12 protein-coding genes are annotated in these 18,546 nt (G+C 61.5%); 1 reads left to right on the top strand and 11 read right to left on the bottom strand.

Features of this window, described 5'->3' with window-relative positions; genetic code table 11:
- Nucleotides 1-6,261, top strand: coding sequence for a DEAD/DEAH box helicase (locus ACTJKT_RS28740; RefSeq protein ID WP_440789766.1), 6,261 nt, complete (start codon nucleotides 1-3; stop codon nucleotides 6,259-6,261).
- Nucleotides 6,262-6,391: 130 nt separating this feature from the next.
- Here the strand turns inward: ACTJKT_RS28740 and ACTJKT_RS28735 are convergent, their stop codons facing one another.
- The 11 genes from ACTJKT_RS28735 to ACTJKT_RS28685 all read right to left on the bottom strand — a co-directional run bounded on the left by ACTJKT_RS28735 (nucleotide 6,392) and on the right by ACTJKT_RS28685 (nucleotide 18,467).
- Nucleotides 6,392-6,766, bottom strand: a complete 375-nt coding sequence (locus ACTJKT_RS28735) for a hypothetical protein (RefSeq protein ID WP_440789764.1) — start codon at nucleotides 6,764-6,766, stop codon at nucleotides 6,392-6,394.
- A gap of 110 nt (nucleotides 6,767-6,876) precedes the next feature.
- Entirely contained in the window at nucleotides 6,877-8,526 is a 1,650-nt protein-coding gene (locus tag ACTJKT_RS28730) for a BatD family protein (protein WP_440789762.1), read from the bottom strand.
- Nucleotides 8,523-10,283, bottom strand: a complete 1,761-nt coding sequence (locus ACTJKT_RS28725; protein ID WP_440789760.1) for a VWA domain-containing protein — start codon at nucleotides 10,281-10,283, stop codon at nucleotides 8,523-8,525. Before ACTJKT_RS28725 ends, ACTJKT_RS28730 begins: the two co-directional genes overlap by 4 nt.
- Nucleotides 10,280-11,356 carry a vWA domain-containing protein gene (locus tag ACTJKT_RS28720; protein ID WP_025809168.1) on the bottom strand — a complete coding sequence of 359 codons (1,077 nt, stop codon included), beginning with the start codon at nucleotides 11,354-11,356 and terminating at the stop codon, nucleotides 10,280-10,282. Before ACTJKT_RS28720 ends, ACTJKT_RS28725 begins: the two co-directional genes overlap by 4 nt.
- Nucleotides 11,349-11,843 carry a DUF4381 domain-containing protein gene (locus ACTJKT_RS28715; RefSeq protein ID WP_097303264.1) on the bottom strand — a complete coding sequence of 165 codons (495 nt, stop codon included), beginning with the start codon at nucleotides 11,841-11,843 and terminating at the stop codon, nucleotides 11,349-11,351. The genes ACTJKT_RS28720 and ACTJKT_RS28715 overlap by 8 nt, the downstream gene beginning before the upstream one ends.
- On the bottom strand, nucleotides 11,840-12,784 hold the full coding sequence (locus ACTJKT_RS28710; RefSeq protein WP_440789758.1) for a DUF58 domain-containing protein: 945 nt from the start codon (nucleotides 12,782-12,784) through the stop codon (nucleotides 11,840-11,842). The genes ACTJKT_RS28715 and ACTJKT_RS28710 overlap by 4 nt, the downstream gene beginning before the upstream one ends.
- Before the next feature lie 5 nt (nucleotides 12,785-12,789).
- Entirely contained in the window at nucleotides 12,790-13,749 is a 960-nt protein-coding gene (locus ACTJKT_RS28705; protein ID WP_009048745.1) for an AAA family ATPase, read from the bottom strand.
- A 160-nt stretch (nucleotides 13,750-13,909) separates the two neighbouring features.
- On the bottom strand, nucleotides 13,910-14,602 hold the full coding sequence (locus ACTJKT_RS28700) for a formyl transferase (RefSeq protein ID WP_440789755.1): 693 nt from the start codon (nucleotides 14,600-14,602) through the stop codon (nucleotides 13,910-13,912).
- A 430-nt stretch (nucleotides 14,603-15,032) separates the two neighbouring features.
- Complete coding sequence (locus ACTJKT_RS28695) at nucleotides 15,033-16,373, bottom strand: MFS transporter (RefSeq protein ID WP_440789753.1); 1,341 nt, start codon at nucleotides 16,371-16,373, stop codon at nucleotides 15,033-15,035.
- 63 nt (nucleotides 16,374-16,436) lie between these two features.
- Entirely contained in the window at nucleotides 16,437-17,630 is a 1,194-nt protein-coding gene (lhgO, locus tag ACTJKT_RS28690) for an L-2-hydroxyglutarate oxidase (RefSeq protein WP_440789751.1), read from the bottom strand.
- A gap of 126 nt (nucleotides 17,631-17,756) precedes the next feature.
- On the bottom strand, nucleotides 17,757-18,467 hold the full coding sequence (locus ACTJKT_RS28685) for a FadR/GntR family transcriptional regulator (RefSeq protein ID WP_440789749.1): 711 nt from the start codon (nucleotides 18,465-18,467) through the stop codon (nucleotides 17,757-17,759).
- Nucleotides 18,468-18,546 lie beyond the last annotated feature (79 nt).

Below are 18,546 nucleotides of genomic sequence, written 5' to 3'. Positions count from 1 at the left end.
ATGCGTTTCTTCAGGGACTTGATCGAGCAGAGCCTCAACCGTACGCGAGAGGCAACACTGGGTGTGCTGGGCATCAACCATGCGGGGCTGCGTCACCACCTTAGCGAGAGTCTGGTGGGTGAGTTGGGGGCTGAGGGCTGCTTTCTGGCACCACCAGTGTTTGAACACACCTTTGGCTGGCAGGAGTCCGACAAACGCTTGCAGGATTTATCACCCAGCTTGCTGTCTGAGAGTCTGCTGAGCACCCTGCAGAATGCCCACGCCTATCAATTTCCGAGAAGCGCGAAGCCATACGCCCACCAGCTTCATGCCTGGCGCATGCTTCTGGCCGACAAAGCCAAATCGGTGGTGATTACTAGCGGCACCGGCTCGGGTAAGACGGAATGCTTCATGGTGCCGATCCTCGAGGATCTCATTCGTGAACGTGAGCGGAGCAAGGCACCTCTGGTTGGTGTGAGGGCACTGTTTCTCTATCCGTTGAATGCGCTGATCAACTCCCAGCAAGAACGCTTGGATGCCTGGACGCGGGCCTATGGTCAAGACATTCGTTTCTGTCTCTATAACGGCAAGACCGAAGAGACCGAGGGCATCGTGCGTAAAGAGCAGGTACTGAGGCCCAACCAGATTCTGTCCCGTCAACTACTGCGCAAGGAGCCTGCCCCCATCCTGATGACCAACGCCACCATGCTGGAGTACATGCTGGTACGTCAGGTGGACAATCCGATCTTGGAGCTTTCCCGACAGCAGCAATCTCTGCGCTGGATCGTCCTCGATGAGGCGCACACTTATATTGGCTCACAGGCGGCTGAGATGTCGCTGTTGCTGCGGCGTGTGGTTCAGGCATTCGGCAAGCATCCCGAGCAGATCCGCTTTGTGGCAACGTCCGCCACCATTGCCGGCGCCGATGTCGAAGAGCATTTGAAGCAATATTTGGCCAACCTCGCCGGCGTAAGGCTTGAACAGGTCGAGGTCATCAGTGGTTCGCGTGAGTGGCCCGATCTGCAATTGCACAAGTCGCAGCACACATTGACCTTGCAAGATATGCAGGCTCTTGAGCCTGATATTGAGGACTCTCTTGTTCGCTTCGAAGCATTGTGTCAGCACCCCGTCGCCCAGGCTCTCCGACACGCTGTGGTCAGCTCACCCAAGCCGCTGGATCTCAATGACCTGATCCGTGCCGTCAGTGACGAACTGCAGGGCAGCACCCAGCTGGCCCGACAGCAGGAGGTTCTTGATTGGCTAGATGTACTCACTGGAACTCGACCCTCCCCATCGAAGCCTCCCTTCTTGAAGCTGCGCGCCCACTTCTTCCAGCGCATGCTGCATGGTCTATGGGCCTGCGTCGATCCGAACTGTAGCGCCAAATCCCAGCATTTGCAGGAGTGGCCATTTGGCAATGTCTATGTCAACCAACGCGCCCACTGTGAATGCCAGGCCCCTGTCTACGAACTGGGCTTCTGCGATGACTGCAAGACGCCACATTTGATTGCAGAAGATCGAAATGGCGAGCTGCATCAGCTCAGCCCTTATACAGGCGATGAGTTCTCCTTGAGCTATGAACATGAGGACGATGATTCCTCTACAGGTAGTGCGATTACCGGTCCCAACCACAAGGTTCCTGTTCAACGTATTGTGATTGCTGGATTACCTGCGGCCCATGAACCCTATCAGTCTGATCGAGTCGATCTGGAAACCCTGAAGGTCGGCAGCCTGCTGGGGCAGAGACCTCTTCACATTGTTTTTGCTGAGGAGAAACAGGCATGTTGCAGTGAATGTGAGCACGCTTTTCCGGACGGCCGGAGTTTCCTGAGAAAAGCTTATTTGGGGGCGCCATTTTACGTGGCGAATGCGGTTCCAACCGTATTGGAGTTCTGTCCTGATCCCGATAAGGAGGATTGTGATGGTCGCTCCCCAGAGGAGCTACCAGGGCGCGGACGTAAACTGATTACCTTTACTGACAGCCGTCAAGGTACGGCACGTATGGCGGTGCGTATGCAGCAGGAAGCAGAGCGCTCTCGTCTGCGTGGCTTGGTGTTTGAGACGCTGCGTAATGCGCAGGCCAAAATTGATAGCCAGCCGCAGGATATGCCAACCGGTGATTACGATGCACTTATTATTCAGGCAGCCAACCTGGAGAGGCTCGGTATGGCGAGTATGGCGAGCGATCTTCGCTCCCAAGCCGAAGCCATGCGCTCAGGAAACCTGGGGCAGGATCGTGTTGCCGAAGTTGACTGGGAGCAGATGGTTCGCGAGCTGGCTGCCACAAAAGACATTGAGCAATCCATTCTTGAGTACAACCGTTATGCGAACCCAGCACTGTTCGATGGTAGTCAGGGCGGCACAACCATGGCGCGCCTGTTGTTGGCCAGGGAGTTTGCCCGTCGCCCCAAGAGCCAGAACAGCACGGAAACACTGGGATTGGTTCGTGTTAGCTACAAAGGTTTGGAGACGATAAATAGTTGCCCACCGCTCTGGGAGCAGACCGCGGCAATGTCAGCAACAGGTGATCCCGGCAGCAAATCTAAGCTGACGCTCAAGGACTGGCAGGACTTTCTGAAAGTTGCACTGGATTTTTATGTGCGAGACAACACCTTCGTGCGCTTGAATCGAGACATGCAGCTTTGGATGGGCAGCCGATTCACACCCAAGTCTCTGTTCCCGCCGAAGAGCGATATCGACGAAAGTCATGTCATCAAGAAATGGCCACAAGTCAGAGCTGGCAATCCCCCGAGGCTGGTGAAGCTCCTTGAGATGGCCACGAGTCTGAGCCGAACTCAGAGTATCGATGCCGATAAAATCAACGGCTGGCTCGATGCCGCTTGGTACACACTGGTAAAAGCTACCATTTTGGAGTCTACGGATGCCGGCCATAACCTCAGGTTGGAGTCCTTAACGTTTTCGTTACCGGCCACAGGCTGGGTATGCCCACTTACGCATCGAATTTTTGATACAACGTTTAGAGGCCTTACACCTTATCTTCCTATCAAGCAGCTCCCTCGAGACTACCGGTGTCAACCAGTCCAGCTAGCCTCTCTCAGTCGCCTGCAGGTCGATGGAAGTGCTACTGCTAAGCTAACTCAGATCAGAACACGCGTTGATCAGGATCCGGTAATTGAAAAGCTTCGATATGAAGGTCTCTGGTCGAACTTGAGCGACAGAACGGTTGAGGGTGGTTTCTATTACCGAACTGCAGAGCATTCTGCTCAGCAGTCTGCTCAGAAGCTGGATACCTACGTAGACCTGTTCAAAAAGGGCAGGATCAATGTACTGAACTGCTCCACCACTATGGAGATGGGTGTCGACATCGGCGGTATTTCCGCCGTGGTGATGAACAACGTACCACCACACCCGGCAAACTATCTTCAGCGTGCTGGACGGGCAGGTCGCAGGAGTGAGGCGCGTGCCATTGCCTACACTTTGTGCAAGGCCGATCCGCACAATCAAAGGGCATTCGCTCAGCCAAAGTGGCCATTCATCACTGCCATTCCCGCGCCAAGCATTACTCTGAGTTCGGCGAGGATTGTGCAACGACATGTGAATTCACTGCTGCTCGCCATATTCTTGCGCACTCAGACTCAAAGCGATGGCGACCGTACTAAGCTGACCTTGCACTGGTTCTTCGGCGCGGATGAGTCGCCATGCCAGCGGTTCATCAGCTGGTTGGCCAGCTGCCCAGATAAATATGCAGAGCCGGTGTACATGCTGGCTAAAGGAACTTGCCTGCAGGGGCGAGCTATATTGGCCATCGCCGCGGATACCCGAGACGCCATACAGGAGATAGAGAGTCGCTGGTTAGAGGAGCTTCGCAAGCTAAATCACAAGCAACTGGCTGCCAAGGACGAGCCTTACAAGAAAGCTCTCGAGTTGGAAAAGAAACGGCACTGCGATGAATACTTGCTCAGAGACCTTGCTGCCCGTGCCTTCTTGCCAGGGTACGGCTTTCCCACCGATGTGGTGACACTGAGTACCTACAATATCGAGGACTTCAAGCATAAGCGTGAGCGGAAGAGTAGTCGCGAAGACAGCGTCTTCAACAACAAGGAGCTACCGTCACGCGGGTTAAACATAGCTATCCGTGAATACGCTCCAGGATCTCAGGTAGTCATCGATGGCCGGGTGTACCGCTCGGCTGGCGTGAGCCTACAGTGGCATGCCAATGGGCAGGTCAACGAGGCGCAAAAATTTGATATTGCTTGGCGTTGTTCGCATTGCGGAGCAGCGGGCGTTAAAGAAAACGCCTATACAAACAGTGCGGAGTTGACCTGTACTCATTGTTCAGTCCCCATTCCGTTCTCCGAGCAACGCAAGGTGCTGCGCCCCGGAGGGTTTGTCACTGATTTCTATGAGTCAACAAGTAACGATATCTCGTCGCAAAAATATATCCGCGTCGAGCGCCCGCGTATCCAGGTTGTCGGTTCCAGCATTGCTCTACCCGACCCTTGCTGCGGTTTCGTCCGCTTTGGTCATGGAGGCAGCGTTTTCCATCATTCCTCCGGTGAACATGAAAAAGGCTATGCCGTTTGCATGACCTGTGGACGCGCTGAGTCGATGCTGGCATCAGGAGACATTCCGAAAGCGCTTCTTCCGGATCAATCACACCGACCGGTGGGCGGTATTACGGGTAGCCACAAGGAACACGATTGCCCAGGTTCATCCGTACAAGTCAATATTTTCCTTGGCTACCAGATCCACACTGACGTGTTGGAAGTGTTTTTGAAAAGCCCTCTCACTGGCCACTGGCTGGGAGCCGGCACTAAAGAACAAGCTATCGCCATGACGCTGGCAGTCGCTATGCGCGATGTGATTGCAGATCAGCTCGGCATTGCTACTACAGAGATGGGGTTTGGTTTCCGCCTAGACAAAGATCTGGAAAGCGGCCAGACCCGCAGCGTGATTCAGCTGTTCGACGAAGTCAGTGGTGGTGCTGGCTTTGTCCTTGCTGGACTCGATGATCTATCGAGTTTACTGGAGAAAACCCGAGCGAAGCTCGAGTGCCCTGTTAGCTGCGAAAATGTCTGTTCTCATTGCCTGGCGGGCCAAGACAGCCGAGTTGAGAGGGAGGAGCTGGACCGCAGAATGGCGCTGAAGTGGATCCAACAATCTGGTTTGATAGAGCATTTGGAACTGCCAGCCGATCTTTCAAGGATTCCTGGAGCGCGTTACTGCTCAGTTGGACCGCTGCGCTACCTGAACTCTGCTATCAACAAAATCGACCGTAGTGTTATTGGTAACTCGATAACAGTGCTATTGCAGGGCGATGCGGAGGATTGGGAAATCGATCACCCTGAATTTCGCGAGCGTCTCTTAATCTGGCAGCTAGCGGACAAACTGCCGGTCAGAGTTGCACTACCTACGGGAGCCGCACGCGGCAGTGAGTTGAAAAACAGCCTGGCGGTACTGGCTCACCTAGGAGTGACGGTGCTTGAAGTCACCAGAGGGGTTCTTCCTGAAGGCCTTTTCCTGACGACTCAAATCACCTCTGGAGATATTTGCAAAAGCTTGCTTTGTAACGAGCCGGCGCCAGCAATGCCTGGCGCTCAATGGCTTGGGGGCAATGGCAGTTCTGTTTGGGTTAGTACACAGAAATTACCCGCCCTCGAGGGTAGAATCATCGACACGAGTGGCTGGCGCCGGCAAGAACAGGACGCCAGGGTCATCCAGGTCACCAATGAACTGAGTGGGCCTGTACGTGAGTTAGGCAAACGACTGCAAGCACTGATCGGTCAACAGGCTCCAGAGGTAGCTGAGTTACTGGCGAACGACAGAGTCATAAGTCTTAGCTATTCAGATCGATATCTTAAGTCACCTTGGTCGTTAATGCTCCTCAGCGGATTCTTGGATATCTTCAAAAACTCCGAACTCAAGAGCCTCAGCATCCAGACACTCGCTGCCAGCTCTGGGCAAACGAGCTCGTTGATATCACATGACTGGTTGCATGCCGCGGATCAAGAGTCTGTGCTGAGCCTATGGCTGGGTAGCCAGTTCTCTCTGCAGCCTACGATCGATATCAAAGAGCACACTCGGGATCTGCAGCACAGCAGGGAGATTTCCGTGGTTTGGGTTTCTGGAAAGCGCTGCAAGATATTTTTTGACCAGGGGATGGGCTATTGGCGCGGCCGCATGCCTCATCGGGCTCAAATGGGTTTCGACTTTTACAGCGATTATAAGGGCCAGGCGATGCAGATGTTGGAGAAGTACAAAGATGCAAGCATGGTTCCAAGTGGGGACTGGTCGACTTACATTAGCGTTGTAGTAGGTTGACTCAGTGACCACCTTTCTCCACATACTCGACGACTGTTCGATTGACTGATCGCTTTTGGCCGAAAGCGCACCGTCAATAAAATCTGCAGTGTCCATCCTCATCAAGCTTGCCCACTACGGGCAAGCACATTCATACCCACATCAACAGCCGCAATCGCATCCTGCCGACAAAGTCCCGACACCACTGCCACGCGGAAGCCAATCCGCGTGTTTTGTATTGCTCAAACAGTTCAAAGTGCTCCAGGCACAGTCCGGCGGCCCGCAGCTCGGGGCAGTCGGGATGGGCCAGCCGTGACAGGCTGGTAGTGAGCATGGGGTAAGGCTGGGCCGACTGGATAAGCCAGCCCAGTTCGGTCTGCCCGGGATTGCAGAACAACAGCTGGCAGCGGCCGCCCAGTTGCTGGTCGAGAATTGCGTTCAGGCGGTCACACAGTTGAGCGGCTGGGAGCGATGTGCCGCGCAGATGGGTGACCAGCAGAAAACGGTGGTTGTAGGTGGGAATCAACGCAGGCCCTGCCTCAAGGGGGAGAGGGCAGGGATTAACACACTCTCGTTACGCATTGAGGAATAGGAAATGTCCTAAAGTGGCCCTGGCCGGCTCCAGGGTTTCCTGGGTTATTTCGGGTACAGCGGCGGCAAACTGCTGGTGTCGGCCAGCGGGGTCTGCACCTGTTCGGAGATGGGGATGGCGCGGATCGCGCGCCACAGTTCTTCGCCTTGCCAGTAGTGGCCGGTTTCGCTGTAGAGCGCGCCGTTGAGGCCGTCCAGGGCGTCGGACAGGGGCACGAAGCGGGCGGCCATGTCGGCCAGGGTTTCCGGTTGCTGGCGGGCCCAGGCGTCCAGGGCCTGGCGGGTGGCTTGCGGGTCGTTGGCCAGGCTGGCGCGCTTGAGGTCGTCGAGCAGGGTGCGCGGGCTGGGGCCGGTCTGAGCGGCGCGCAGGATTGCCGGTTGCCAGCGCGCGCGCCACCAGAGGCCGAAGCCGAGCAGGGTGGTGCAGGCGAGGAGCAGGGTGCTGAGTTTCCAGGCCCACAGGGTATCGCTGTCGCCACCGGCGCCAGTCGTTGCCGCGCCAGCCGGGGTGTCCACCACCAGGCTCGGGTTGTTCGCCACCTGCAGGGTGCGCGCCGGCAGGCTGCTGCGTTCCAGGTGGTCCTCATGGGTGTTCCACCAGACCACTTCCACCGTCGGCAGGTCGATGCTGCCACTGCGATTCGGTACCAGGGCCTGGCTGTCTTCGCGGCTGCCGATCAGCCCGCGGTCGCTGACCTGATTGCTCAGCTGCGGTTGGTCCGGGTAGCTGCGCAGGCCGTTGGCCTCGGTCACTGGCAAGGGCGGCAGTTGCGAGCTGGACAGGCCCTCGGCCTTCAGGGTCAGGCTGCGGGTCAGCGAGTCGCCGACCTGGCTGTGCTCCGGCTCGGGGTTCCAGCTTTCCCCCAGGCTCAGGCTGCGGGCCGGCAGCCAGGGCGCGTCGGCCGGGTATTCGACCGGCTTGGCCTTGACCGTCAGTGGCATCTGCGCCGAACTCACGTGCATCAGCTTGCCCGGCTTCAGGCCTTGGGGCGTCGAGTCCTGGCTGCCCGCGGCATCGGCCAGGGTGGCGCTGAAGGTCAGTTCCGGAATGTTCAGCACGCCACTGTGCTGGGGGAAGATCGCGTAGCGGATCTCGATCACGCCGTGGCGCACGCCGTTGATGACTTTCTCATAGGTGCGCGACTCGCCGAGCTGTTCGACCCGGGCGTCGTCGATCTGCAGCGGCGTCAGGCTGCTGTCGTCGTACAGCGAAACCGAGTGGTAGATGTGCAGGGTCAGCACCGCCTGGGCCTGTACGTAGACGCTGTCCTGGTCGAGGCTGGCGTCGATGAACACCGGTTCCAGCGGCGCGCTGTCGCTGCGGCTTGCGCTTTGCAGCACCTGCAGGGTGATCGACTGGCTCTGCACGTCGCCCAGTTGCAGGGGCGGGATTACCACGGTGCCGGTGGTCTTGGGCAGCAGGGTGATGATCCAGCGGGTGATGGCGCGGTTGTCGCCGTTGAGGCTGGTCAACTGGTTGACCTGGCGCGTGCCCTGGACCTCGAACTGCGCTTGCAGCGGCGTCAGGTCGGGTTTGCCGAACAGCGTGACATTGTTGGATTCCAGGGTCAGCTCGACGGTTTCCCCGGAGTTCACGCGGCTGCGGTCGACACTGGCGACCAGCCCCTCGGCCCGGGCAGCAAAGGCGCCGAGCATCAGCACAAGCGTGAGTAAGAGGGTGGTGAAGCGGGTCATCGAATTTTTCCCTGATCCTGATGTTGTTGCTGTTCGTACCAGAACTTGCGGCGCAGCAGTTCGCCCGGATCGTCCGGAATCTGCCGTAGCCATTGTTCCAATGCCTGCCGGTGTTCGCCGTCGAAATTGTCCTGGGCATCGCGCAGCGGCGGGGTGGTGGTCTGTTCGTCGCCCAGTTCGCTGCCGGGAATCGTATCGTTGCCCGGGGTGGCGACCTCGTCGTCCGTTGCCTCGTCGGCGCTGGCGGGGTGGCCGTTCTCCGGTGGCTGCTGGCCCGGGGTGACCGGTGCCTGGGTCGCCGCGCCGGCTTGTGGCGGCTGGCGGGTTTCGTCGTTGTCCTCGCTTTCGCCCTTGGCCGGTTCTTCCGCTGGCGCGGGTTCGGTCTCCTGCAACAGGCGTTCGACCAGGGCCTTGTTCTTTTGCGCGGCCGAAAGCTCCGGTTGCAGCTCCAGGGCCTGTTCGTAGGCATCCAGCGCGGCTTCCAGCTCGCCGCTCTTGGCCAGGGCGTTGCCACGATTGTAGTGGGCGCGGGCGTCGTTGCCTTCGGCGAAGCGCTGAGCGGCAGCGGCGTAGTTGCCGGCCTCGTACAGCGCCACCCCTTGCCACTGCGGGTCCTCGAAATGCTGCGCCGCCTCGCCGGGCCGCTTCTGTTCCAGCAGGCGCTGGCCTTGCTGGTCGGGGCGCAGCCACAGGTCGTTGAACTCGAAGGCGTAGCTGGGTTGCGGTGCGGCGAACAACAGCAACGGCAGGCAGAACAGCCAGCCGCGGCGCCCGGCGCAGGCGGCCAGCAGCAACAGCGGCAAGAGCAGCCAGTAACCCTGGTCGGCCCAGGTGTCCAGGCGTAGGGTCTGGCCGTCGCTGCGCAGGTTCTGCGGACCGCTGAGCAGGCCCAGGCCGCGCAGATCGTTATCGTCCAGGCGCGCCGGGCGATAGCGCCCGCCGACCTCGCCGATGAAGCGCTTCAGGCTCGGGCTGTCGAGGCGCGACATCAGAATCGCCCCCTGTTCGTCCTTGAGAAAGCTGCCGTCTTCCTGGGCCACCGGCGAGCCCTGGCGGCTGCCGATACCCAGCATCAACAGTTGCGGCGCCTGGCCGCCGAGGGCCTGGCGGATGCCCTGGCGTTCCTGTTCGCTGAGGGACGAGCCGATCAGCAGGATCCGGCCCTGGCCCAGCGCGCCCTGGTCCAGCAGCTTCAAGGCCTTTTGTAGTGCCAGGTCGGCGCGATGGCCGGGCTGGGGCATGATCGACGGCTTGAGGGCTTCCAGCAGGTTGCGGCTGGTGGCCAGATCATCCGACAGCGGCACCAGGGTGTGGGCGCTGCCGGCATAGACCACGATCGCCGTCTGCGCATCGCTGCGCACCTGCAACAGGTCCAGCAGCTTGCGCCGGGCCTGTTCCAGGCGATTGGGTGGCACGTCGCCAGCGAGCATTTCCGGGGTCAGTTCCAGCAGCACCACCAGCGGGTCGGCCGGTTTCTGGCTGGTTTGCTCGACCCGCTGCCAGCCGGGACCGAGCAGGGCCAGCACGGCGAGGATCCAGGCCAGGCCGAGGGCGACCCATGGCAGCTTGCTTTCGCGACCGCTGCCGCCGCTGAGCAGGGCGGCGTGAAAGGCCGGCGGCAGGATCATCTGCCAGCGCCCGGCGCGTTTCTGTCGGTGCCACAACTGCCACAGCAGCCAGCCGAGCAGCGGCAACAGCAGCAGCCACCAGGGGCGGAACCAGTGGGGCCAGAGTTCGGCCCAGAACGGCGCGCTCATCGACGCCTCCGCAAACGCAGGCGTTTCAGCCGTTCGCGCCAGTGGGGCAAGGGCTGCAGAAAGCGCTCGCGGGTGAAGAAACGGTGCAGCGGATGGTCCGGCCAGCGCTCGCGCACCACCAGCAGCATGCTCAGCAGCAGCGCCCCGGCCAGCGGCCAGCTGTACAGCGCCTGCGCCGAACGGGCCTGGGTCGGCTGCTGGGTCACGGGTTCCAGTTGGTCGAGGGTGTCCTTGATCGCTTGCAGTTCCTGGCCGTCGCGGGCGCGGAAGTAGCGCCCGCCGGTGGCTTCGGCGATGGCCTTGAGCGCCGGCTCGTCGAGGTCCAGGCTCGGGTTGAGGCCGAGGAAACCCAGGGTGGCGCTTTGCTCCGGGTCGGCGCCGATGCCGATCGGGTAGATCTTCACGCCTTCTTCGGCGGCCAGGCGGGCGGCGGTCAGCGGGTCGATTTCGCCGCCGTTGTTGGCGCCGTCGGTGACCAGGATCAGCACCCGGCTCTGCGCCGGCCGCTGGCGCAGGCGCTTGAGCGCCAGGCCGATGGCGTCGCCGATGGCGGTGTTCTTGCCGGCGATGCCGATCTTCGCTTCGTCCAGCCACACGCGCACGGTGTGCCGATCGAAGGTCAGCGGCGCTTGCAGGTAGGCTTTGCTGCCGAACAGGATCAGCCCGACGCGGTCGCCTTCGCGGCGTTCCAGGAAGTCGCCGAGCAGGTGCTGGACCAGGTTCAGGCGGCTGACGTCTTCGTCCTGCCATTGCATGTCGGGGAAGTCCATGGAGCCGGAGACGTCCACCGCCACCAGCAGGTCGCGGCCGCTGGCGGCCACGGGCAGCGGTTCGCCCAGCCATTGCGGGCGGGCGGCGGCCACCAGGAGCAACAGCCACAACAGAATGAAGGGCGCCTGCTGGCGCCAGGTCGGCAGGTTGGCCCGGGCGCGGCGCTTGGCCAGGCCCTCCAGGTCACTGAGGAAACTGACCTTGAGCGCCGGTTCGCCGCTGTCGGCCACCGGCAGCAGCACCCGCAACAGCCAGGGCAGCGGCAGCAGGGCGAAGATCCACGGCCAGGCGAACTCAAACATGTTTGCGAATCCAGATTTCCACCGCCTGGGTCAGGCCGGCGATGGCCTTGTCGTCGAGCTTGCACTCGGGCTTGTAGGCGCCTTCCACCAGGACCATCCAGCGCGTGAGGCCGGCCGCCGGGCAGCGGTTGTCGAGGAATGCCAGCCACTTGCGGCCGTTGAGGGTGTGGCTCTGGCTGTAGGGGTAATGGTTGCGGCACAGGCGCTTGAGCAGGCCGTTGAGCTGTTGCAGCCAGGCACCGGCGGGCGCGCCGTCGTAGGGCTTGGGCAGCAGCGCCAGTTCGGCCAGCGCCGCCAGGCGCACCGGGTCCAGCGGTTGTTCGGCGCGGGGCAGGGGCTGCTGGCGTGGCCAGAAGCGCTTGAGTTGCCACAGGCCGAAACCGAGCAGCGGCAACAACACCAGCAACAGCCACCAGCCCGGCGCCGGCGGCCACAGGTCGATGGCGGGCGGGGCGATCAAGGGTTGCAGTTGGTCGAGGCTGCTCATCGGGCTTTCCCCGGGCGTTGCGGGTTCAGGTACTCGCGCAGTTGCTCGACCATTTCGCTCTGGGTGCTCAGGGGCATCAGCAGCACCCGCAGCTTCTGCGCCAGCAGTTCCCAGCGGGCGATGCGCGCTTCGCTCTGGGCCCGATAGGCCTGGCGCAGTTCGTAGTTGAGGGTGTCCAGTTCCAACTGCGCGCCGCGTTCGGCGAAGCGCAGCAGGCCGGCGGCGGGCAGGGCGTGGTCCAGCGGATCGGACAACGGCATCAGCAGCAGGTCGCAGTGCCGCGACAGCAGGCTCAGTTGCTGTTCGGCGGCGTCGCTCAGGGCGCGCTCGTCGCAGATCACTATCACCAGGCTGCCCGGGCGCAGCACTTCGCGGCCACGGCGCAGGGCGGTGCCGAGGGCGTCGCCCTGCGGTTCGGTTTCGCTGTGCAGCGACTGGTTGACCCGCACCAGGCGGTTGAGCAGTTGCAGCAGGCTCTGTTTGCTGCGCCGTGGCTTGATTTCGTAGTGGTCGTCGTCGCCGAACACCAGGCCGCCGACCCGGTCGTTGTGGCCCAGGGCGGCCCAGCCGATCAGGCTCGCGGCCTGGGCGGCGAGCACCGACTTGAACATCAGCCCGGAGCCGAAGAACAGCCGCCGGCTCTGCTCGACCATGATGAAGATCGGCCGTTCGCGTTCTTCGTGGAACAGCTTGGTGTGGGGTTCCTGGGTGCGCGCGGTGACGCGCCAGTCGATGCTGCGCACGTCGTCGCCGGCCTGGTAGACCCGCACCTGGTCGAAGTCGACGCCACGGCCGCGCAGCTTGGAGTGGTGCAGGCCGACCAGCGGGCTGCGCTGGCTCGGCGTGGAAAACAGTTGCACTTCGCGCACGCGATGGCGCATCTCGATCAGCTCGGCGAGGCTGACGCGGATGCCCGGGGCATCGACTGAGCTGGCGTTCATCGGGGTCAAGCGACGGCTACGACGTCGAGAATCCGCTGGACCACCCGGTCCTGATCGATGCCGGCGGCTTCTGCTTCGAAAGACAGAATGATGCGGTGGCGCAACACGTCGAACAGCACCGCCTGGATGTCCTCGGGGCTGACGAAGTCGCGCCCGGCCAGCCAGGCGTGGGCGCGGGCGCAGCGGTCGAGGGCAATGGAGCCCCGCGGGCTGGCGCCATAGGCGATCCACTCGGCCATCTCCGGATCGAACTTGGCCGGGGTGCGGGTGGCCATCACCAGCTGCACCAGGTATTCCTCCACGGCGTCGGCCATGTACAGGCCGAGGATTTCCTTGCGCGCGGCGAAGATCGCCTGCTGGCTGATGCGGCGCTCGGGTTTGGTTTCGCCGTTCAGCGCTTCGCCTCGGGCCTGTTGCAGGATGCGCCGCTCGACGGTGGCGTCGGGGAAACCGATCTTGACGTGCATCAGGAAACGGTCGAGCTGGGCCTCGGGCAGCGGGTAGGTGCCTTCCTGCTCGATGGGGTTCTGCGTGGCCATCACCAGGAACAGCGGCGACAGCTCATAGGTGCTGCGGCCGACGCTGACCTGGCGCTCGCCCATGGCTTCGAGCAAGGCCGACTGGACCTTGGCCGGGGCGCGGTTGATTTCGTCGGCCAGCACCAGGTTGTGGAAGATCGGCCCTTGCTGGAACACGAAGCTGCCGGTTTCCGGGCGATAGATTTCGGTGCCGGTGATGTCGGCCGGCAGCAGGTCGGGGGTGAACTGGATGCGATGGAACTGTGCTTCGATGCCTTCCGCCAATTCTTTGATGGCCTTGGTCTTGGCCAGGCCCGGGGCGCCCTCGACCAGCATGTGGCCGTCGGCGAGCAGGGCGATGAGCAAGCGCTCGATGAGTTTTTCCTGGCCGAGAATCTGCGTTGAAAGAAAGGTTCGCAGCGCGAGTAGCGCTTCACGATGTTCCATCGATGACTGTTCCTGCAGAGGGTGACCGAGGGCGTTCGAATAACGCCAGGGCTGGGGGCGTTACTTTAATCTATCCGGGCCCCTGGCGACTAACGGCAGCTGGCAAATTTCTGTAAATAGTGGGTAATTGGCCTCAGTAAGCCTTGCCGCCGTTCAGCTCTCAAGGAGCGCTTATCCGCAACGGAAATCCGTACGATTCGAAAAGATCCCAAACGTCCTCGCGATCGAAGAGCCGCCACCCCAGTGTCGTGAACCGCATCAGCTCATCCTCGCCGGGAAAGGAGTAGTAGGCCCCGGCAGATGGATCTTGAGGCGTCCCCGCCATGGGCTCATCGCGCTCCAGGCGCCTGATTGCGTCCATGATGAGACGCGCGCCTGGTTGATAAAGTGAAAGGATGTGCCACAGCAAGGAGCGCTCCTTTTCGACTGCCACACGCGCAGTCTCAATGATGCGACCCACATCAATGCCGGGACTGTCGATCCAATGGAGCGTACAACCGATCTCCGGGTCCCCGTTCAGCAGCGCCCGGAAGGTCGCGAGAACACCTCGATATTGAGGCAAGAGGCCAGAGTGAAGATTGAGGACGCCGCGTGGTGGAATTGCCAAGGCTTCATTCTTCAGGATTTGACCAAAGCGGATTGAGATGAACAGATCCGCTCCCGCATCCTGCAGCATTTGCAGGCCCGCAGGATCCCTCAAGCTGGGCAACACCCGCACAGGAACCCCAAAGCGTTGCTGCAGTTCTGCAAAACCGAATCGATGCCCGCTGCTGACCTGGTCGCTCGCTCCGATTGACCCAGGGGTCAAGGCATTGAAGAGATCCTGCTCGATCAATGCCAGTTGTCCGAGCATGCGTGGCACCTTCCTGCCCGATCCCACTCTCTCCGAGAGGAAGATTCCCACTGTGCTCTGGTGAATCTCGGGCAACAGGAAATTGAGAGTGAGATTGCTCTCCACGTCCCGGTTCACCAGAAAAGCGATTCGCAACTTCAGACCTCCTTCGGCAGACCTGTCTTGAGATGCAGCAACGGCCAATTCAACACAAGCGGATCGATTCCATTCCCATTGTTTGGCCACGACGTATGGACGCAAGGCTCGATCTGCTCGATCAATTCCGGCATCAGACCCAGCATAGTTGCTCTTTCGTCATTGCTAGGTCCCCCGGCAGCTCCTGGCCGTTCTCTGCCGATCATGGTTACAACGCGTGCGGGTGAAATCCGATGCAAGGGGATGGCAGCGGGTGCCTGACGTGCCGCCATCGCGGCGCGTCAGTGGTGGGGGCTCAGTTCTTGAAGCTGGAGTGCTTGCGGCCCTGGTCGCACAGGGCGAAGACCACCACCATCACCGCCGAGACCGCCAGGATCAGCGCCACGCCGTCGGTCGAGTGAGTGGCCGAGTTGGCCACCAGGGCCAGCCCACCCAGGGGCGCCAGGCCGCCGGCGATGGCGGTGCCGATTTCCCGGCCGGTACCGAAACCGGAGGAGCGGGTCTGGGTCGGGAACTGGCGGCTGAGGAACGAGCCCTGGGGGGCGAACATCATCGGCGCCAATACCCCGGTGCCGATGGCGATGGCCAGGTAGATCATCAGCGGTTCGCCGGTATTGAGCAGGCTCAGGAAGGGATAGGCGAACAGCACCGAGCAGAGGCCGCCGAGCATCAGCACCTTCTTGCTGCTCCACTTGTCGCAGAGCCAGCCGAAGCAGGGCACGGCGACGATCGCCACCAGGCTGGCAATGGTCACTGACAGCGAAGTGACATGGGCCTCGACGCCTTTGTACTGGGTCAGGTAGGCCAGGGAGAAGGTCTTGAAGATGTAGCTCAGGGCGTTGTAGCCGATGGCCACGAACAGCACCACGGCCAGGCCCTTGAGGTCGTTCTGGAACAGCAGCTTGAGGGGCGAGACCTGGGTCTTGGTGTTGTCTTTGTCGTGCTCTTTATCCGGCTTCTCGAACTGCGGGGTTTCCGGAATGCTGCGTCGTACCCAGAGGCCGACGCCGACCAGGGCGATGCTGCAAACGAACGGAATGCGCCAGCCGCCGGAGAGCAGGAACTCGTTGCCGTTCATGGTCAGCAGGTAGACGGTCAGCGACGACAGCAGCAGGCCCAGGTTCAGGCCCAGTGCCGGCCAAGCCCCCTGGCTGCCGCGCTTGCCTTCGCTGGCGTGTTCGTAGGAGGTCACCGCCGCCCCGGACAGCTCGGCGCCGGCGCCCAGGCCCTGGATGATCCGCACCAGCACCAGGATGATCGGCGCCCAGATGCCGATCGAGGCATAGCTGGGAATCAGGCCGATCAGGGTGGTGCACACGCCCATCATGCAGAAGGTGATCACCAATACCTGTTTGCGCCCGAACCTGTCGCCCAGGTAGCCGAACAGGATGCCGCCGAAGGGCCGGGCGATAAAGCCTATGGCAAAGGTGGAGAACGCCAGCAGCGAGGCGACTTTCGGGTTGCTGGGGTCGAAGAAGATTTTCGAGAAGACGATGGCCGCCATGGTGGCGTACAGATAGAAGTCGTACCACTCCAGCATCGAACCGAAGATGGTCGCCGCCGCCACCTTGCGCAGGCGCTTTTGTTTTTGTTGCGGCGTTTCGCATGCGGCCGGGGCCGCCTCATGTACTGACATCTGAGGATTCCTTGTTGTTTGTAGTTATTTTCAAGCGGGCGCGAGGCACCCGTGCAGCAGGGATCAACGGGCTTTGCGGATTCTCTCGGCAATCATCTGGCCGATAGGGATGGCCGAGGTCGCGGCCGGCGAGGGGGCGTTGCAGACGTGGACCATGCGCGGGGTTTCGGCGAACAGGAAGTCGTGCACCAGGGTGCCGTCGCGCATCACTGCCTGGGCGCGAATTCCTGCTTCATAAGGCAGCAGGTCGTCGACTTCCAGGGACGGGCAGTATTTGCGGCACTGTTCCAGGTAGCCGCGCTTGAACAGCGAGTTTTTCATTTCCGTAGTGCCGGAACCGAGGTTGTTCCAGAGGGTTTTCCAGAAGCCGGGGAAGGCTGCGTACTCGGCCACGTCGCGCCAGTTGACGGAGAACTTGCGATAGTTCTCCCGGCCCAGGCCGAGCACGGCGTTGGGCCCGACCGTGACGCTGCCGTCGATCATCCGGGTCAGGTGCACGCCGAGAAACGGCAGCTCCGGGTCGGGAATCGGGTAGATCAGGTGATTGACGATGTTGTTCTTCGCCGCCGGCAGGCGGAAGTATTCGCCACGGAACGGGATGATCTGGTGGTCGATTTTGACCCCGGCCAAGGCCGCCAGGCGATCCGATTGCAGGCCGGCGCAGGCCACCAGCTGGCGGGCGTTCCAGACCTTGTCGTCGCTGCTGATGGTGACCTGGTCGGCGCTTTCGACGATGGCGCGCACTGTGGTCTGCAGCTGCACTTCGCCGCCGGCCTTCTGGATGACCCGGGCCATGGCTTCGCACACCTGCTTGTAGTCGACGATGCCGGTGGCATCGAGGAACAGGCCGCCGAGGCCGACGATGTTCGGTTCGCGCCGTTGCAGTTCCTTTGCGTCCAGCTGTTCGACCTTCAAGCCGTTCTGCTGCGAGCGTTCATACAAAGCGTGCATGCGCTCGACTTCCAATGGTGTCGAGGCCACCAGCAGCTTGCCGCAGACCTCGAACTTGATCTGGTGCTGGGTGCAGAAATCCTTGGTCGCCTGGGCGCCGCGCTTGCACAGGTCGGCCTTGAGGCTGCCCGGGGCATAGTAGATGCCGGCGTGGATCACCCCGCTGTTGTGGCCGGTCTGGTGCTGGGCCAGGACGTTTTCCTTTTCCAGAATCAGCAGCGAGGCGCCGGGCTGGCGTTCGAGCAGCGCCATGGCGGTGGCGAGGCCAACGATGCCGCCGCCGATGATGCAGTAGTCGTAGATCATGCAGATGTCACCTTGGTTATTCTTGTTTGAGTCTGATCATCAGGTTGTCAGACAAAGTTAGCCAAACAAAGGACGCCGCACGGCAGCGTCCGCAGACAGTGGAGTTCAGGCAGTGGATTCAGGGCTTCAATCGATACTCGGCAGGTCGATTTTCAAGCGTTTGGCCGCAGCCCGCAGGTGCGCTTCGGCGCAGGCGGCGGCCTGCTGCCGGTCGCCGGCGGCGATGGCTTCGTACAGCGCCTGGTGTTCGCGGCCGGCATCGGCGGAACCGCCGACCGAATGGGCCGCCGAGTTTTCCCAGGCGGTGCGCCGCGCTTCGGCCAGTTGGCCACGGAGAAAATCATGGAAGGCGACGAAGTAGTGGTTCTTGCTGGCGTCGGCGATGGCCCGGTGGAACTCCACGTCGGCCAGGGCGGCCGCGGCCAGATCGTTGCGCTGGTCATGCATTTCCTGCAGGGCGGTGCGCATGCGTTGCAGGTCGGCGTCGTCACGGCGCTGGGCGGCGATGGACGCGGCCTGGGTCTCGATCCACAGGCGCATTTCGAACATCTGCACCAGATCGGGCTTGCGTCCCTTCTGGCTGGGAAAACGGAACACGCTGCCGCTGGGGTTCTGCGAAATGAACGAGCCCAGCCCGCGGCGGCTGACCAGGATGCCGTCGGCCTTGAGCTGCGCCACGGCCTCGCGCACCACCGAGCGGCTGACATTCAGTTGCTCGGTCAGTTGCTGCTCGGTCGGCAGGCGCGATTCGGCGGTCAGGCGACCGGCGTCGATTTCCTTGCGGATGGCGTTGACCACTCGTTCGACCAGGGTGTCGGGGCGCTGGAGCTGAAGCATGGAGGAGGTGGCTCGTAAGTCAGGTTGTCAGACAATGCCGGGGCGCCGGTTTCTTGTCAAGAAACCAGTCAGTTGCTCA

Origin of the sequence: Pseudomonas sp. 22526, assembly GCF_052044735.1 — a bacterium.
Lineage (GTDB): Bacteria > Pseudomonadota > Gammaproteobacteria > Pseudomonadales > Pseudomonadaceae > Aquipseudomonas > Aquipseudomonas piscium.
The sequence above is the reverse complement of the archived record's forward strand: the minus strand, read 5'-3'. Positions and strand labels throughout refer to the sequence as shown.

Bases quoted from the DNA above. Each gene is read 5' to 3' on its own strand.
- ACTJKT_RS28730 (WP_440789762.1), bottom strand. From the start codon at position 8,526: ATGACCCGCTTCACCACCCTCTTACTCACGCTTGTGCTGATGCTCGGC.
- ACTJKT_RS28740 (WP_440789766.1), top strand. From the start codon at position 1: ATGCGTTTCTTCAGGGACTTGATCGAGCAGAGCCTCAACCGTACGCGA.
- ACTJKT_RS28685 (WP_440789749.1), bottom strand. From the start codon at position 18,467: ATGCTTCAGCTCCAGCGCCCCGACACCCTGGTCGAACGAGTGGTCAAC.
- ACTJKT_RS28715 (WP_097303264.1), bottom strand. From the start codon at position 11,843: ATGAGCAGCCTCGACCAACTGCAACCCTTGATCGCCCCGCCCGCCATC.
- lhgO (WP_440789751.1), bottom strand. From the start codon at position 17,630: ATGATCTACGACTACTGCATCATCGGCGGCGGCATCGTTGGCCTCGCC.
- ACTJKT_RS28720 (WP_025809168.1), bottom strand. From the start codon at position 11,356: ATGTTTGAGTTCGCCTGGCCGTGGATCTTCGCCCTGCTGCCGCTGCCC.
- ACTJKT_RS28725 (WP_440789760.1), bottom strand. From the start codon at position 10,283: ATGAGCGCGCCGTTCTGGGCCGAACTCTGGCCCCACTGGTTCCGCCCC.
- ACTJKT_RS28710 (WP_440789758.1), bottom strand. From the start codon at position 12,784: ATGAACGCCAGCTCAGTCGATGCCCCGGGCATCCGCGTCAGCCTCGCC.
- ACTJKT_RS28705 (WP_009048745.1), bottom strand. From the start codon at position 13,749: ATGGAACATCGTGAAGCGCTACTCGCGCTGCGAACCTTTCTTTCAACG.
- ACTJKT_RS28695 (WP_440789753.1), bottom strand. From the start codon at position 16,373: ATGTCAGTACATGAGGCGGCCCCGGCCGCATGCGAAACGCCGCAACAA.
- ACTJKT_RS28700 (WP_440789755.1), bottom strand. From the start codon at position 14,602: ATGCTCGGACAACTGGCATTGATCGAGCAGGATCTCTTCAATGCCTTG.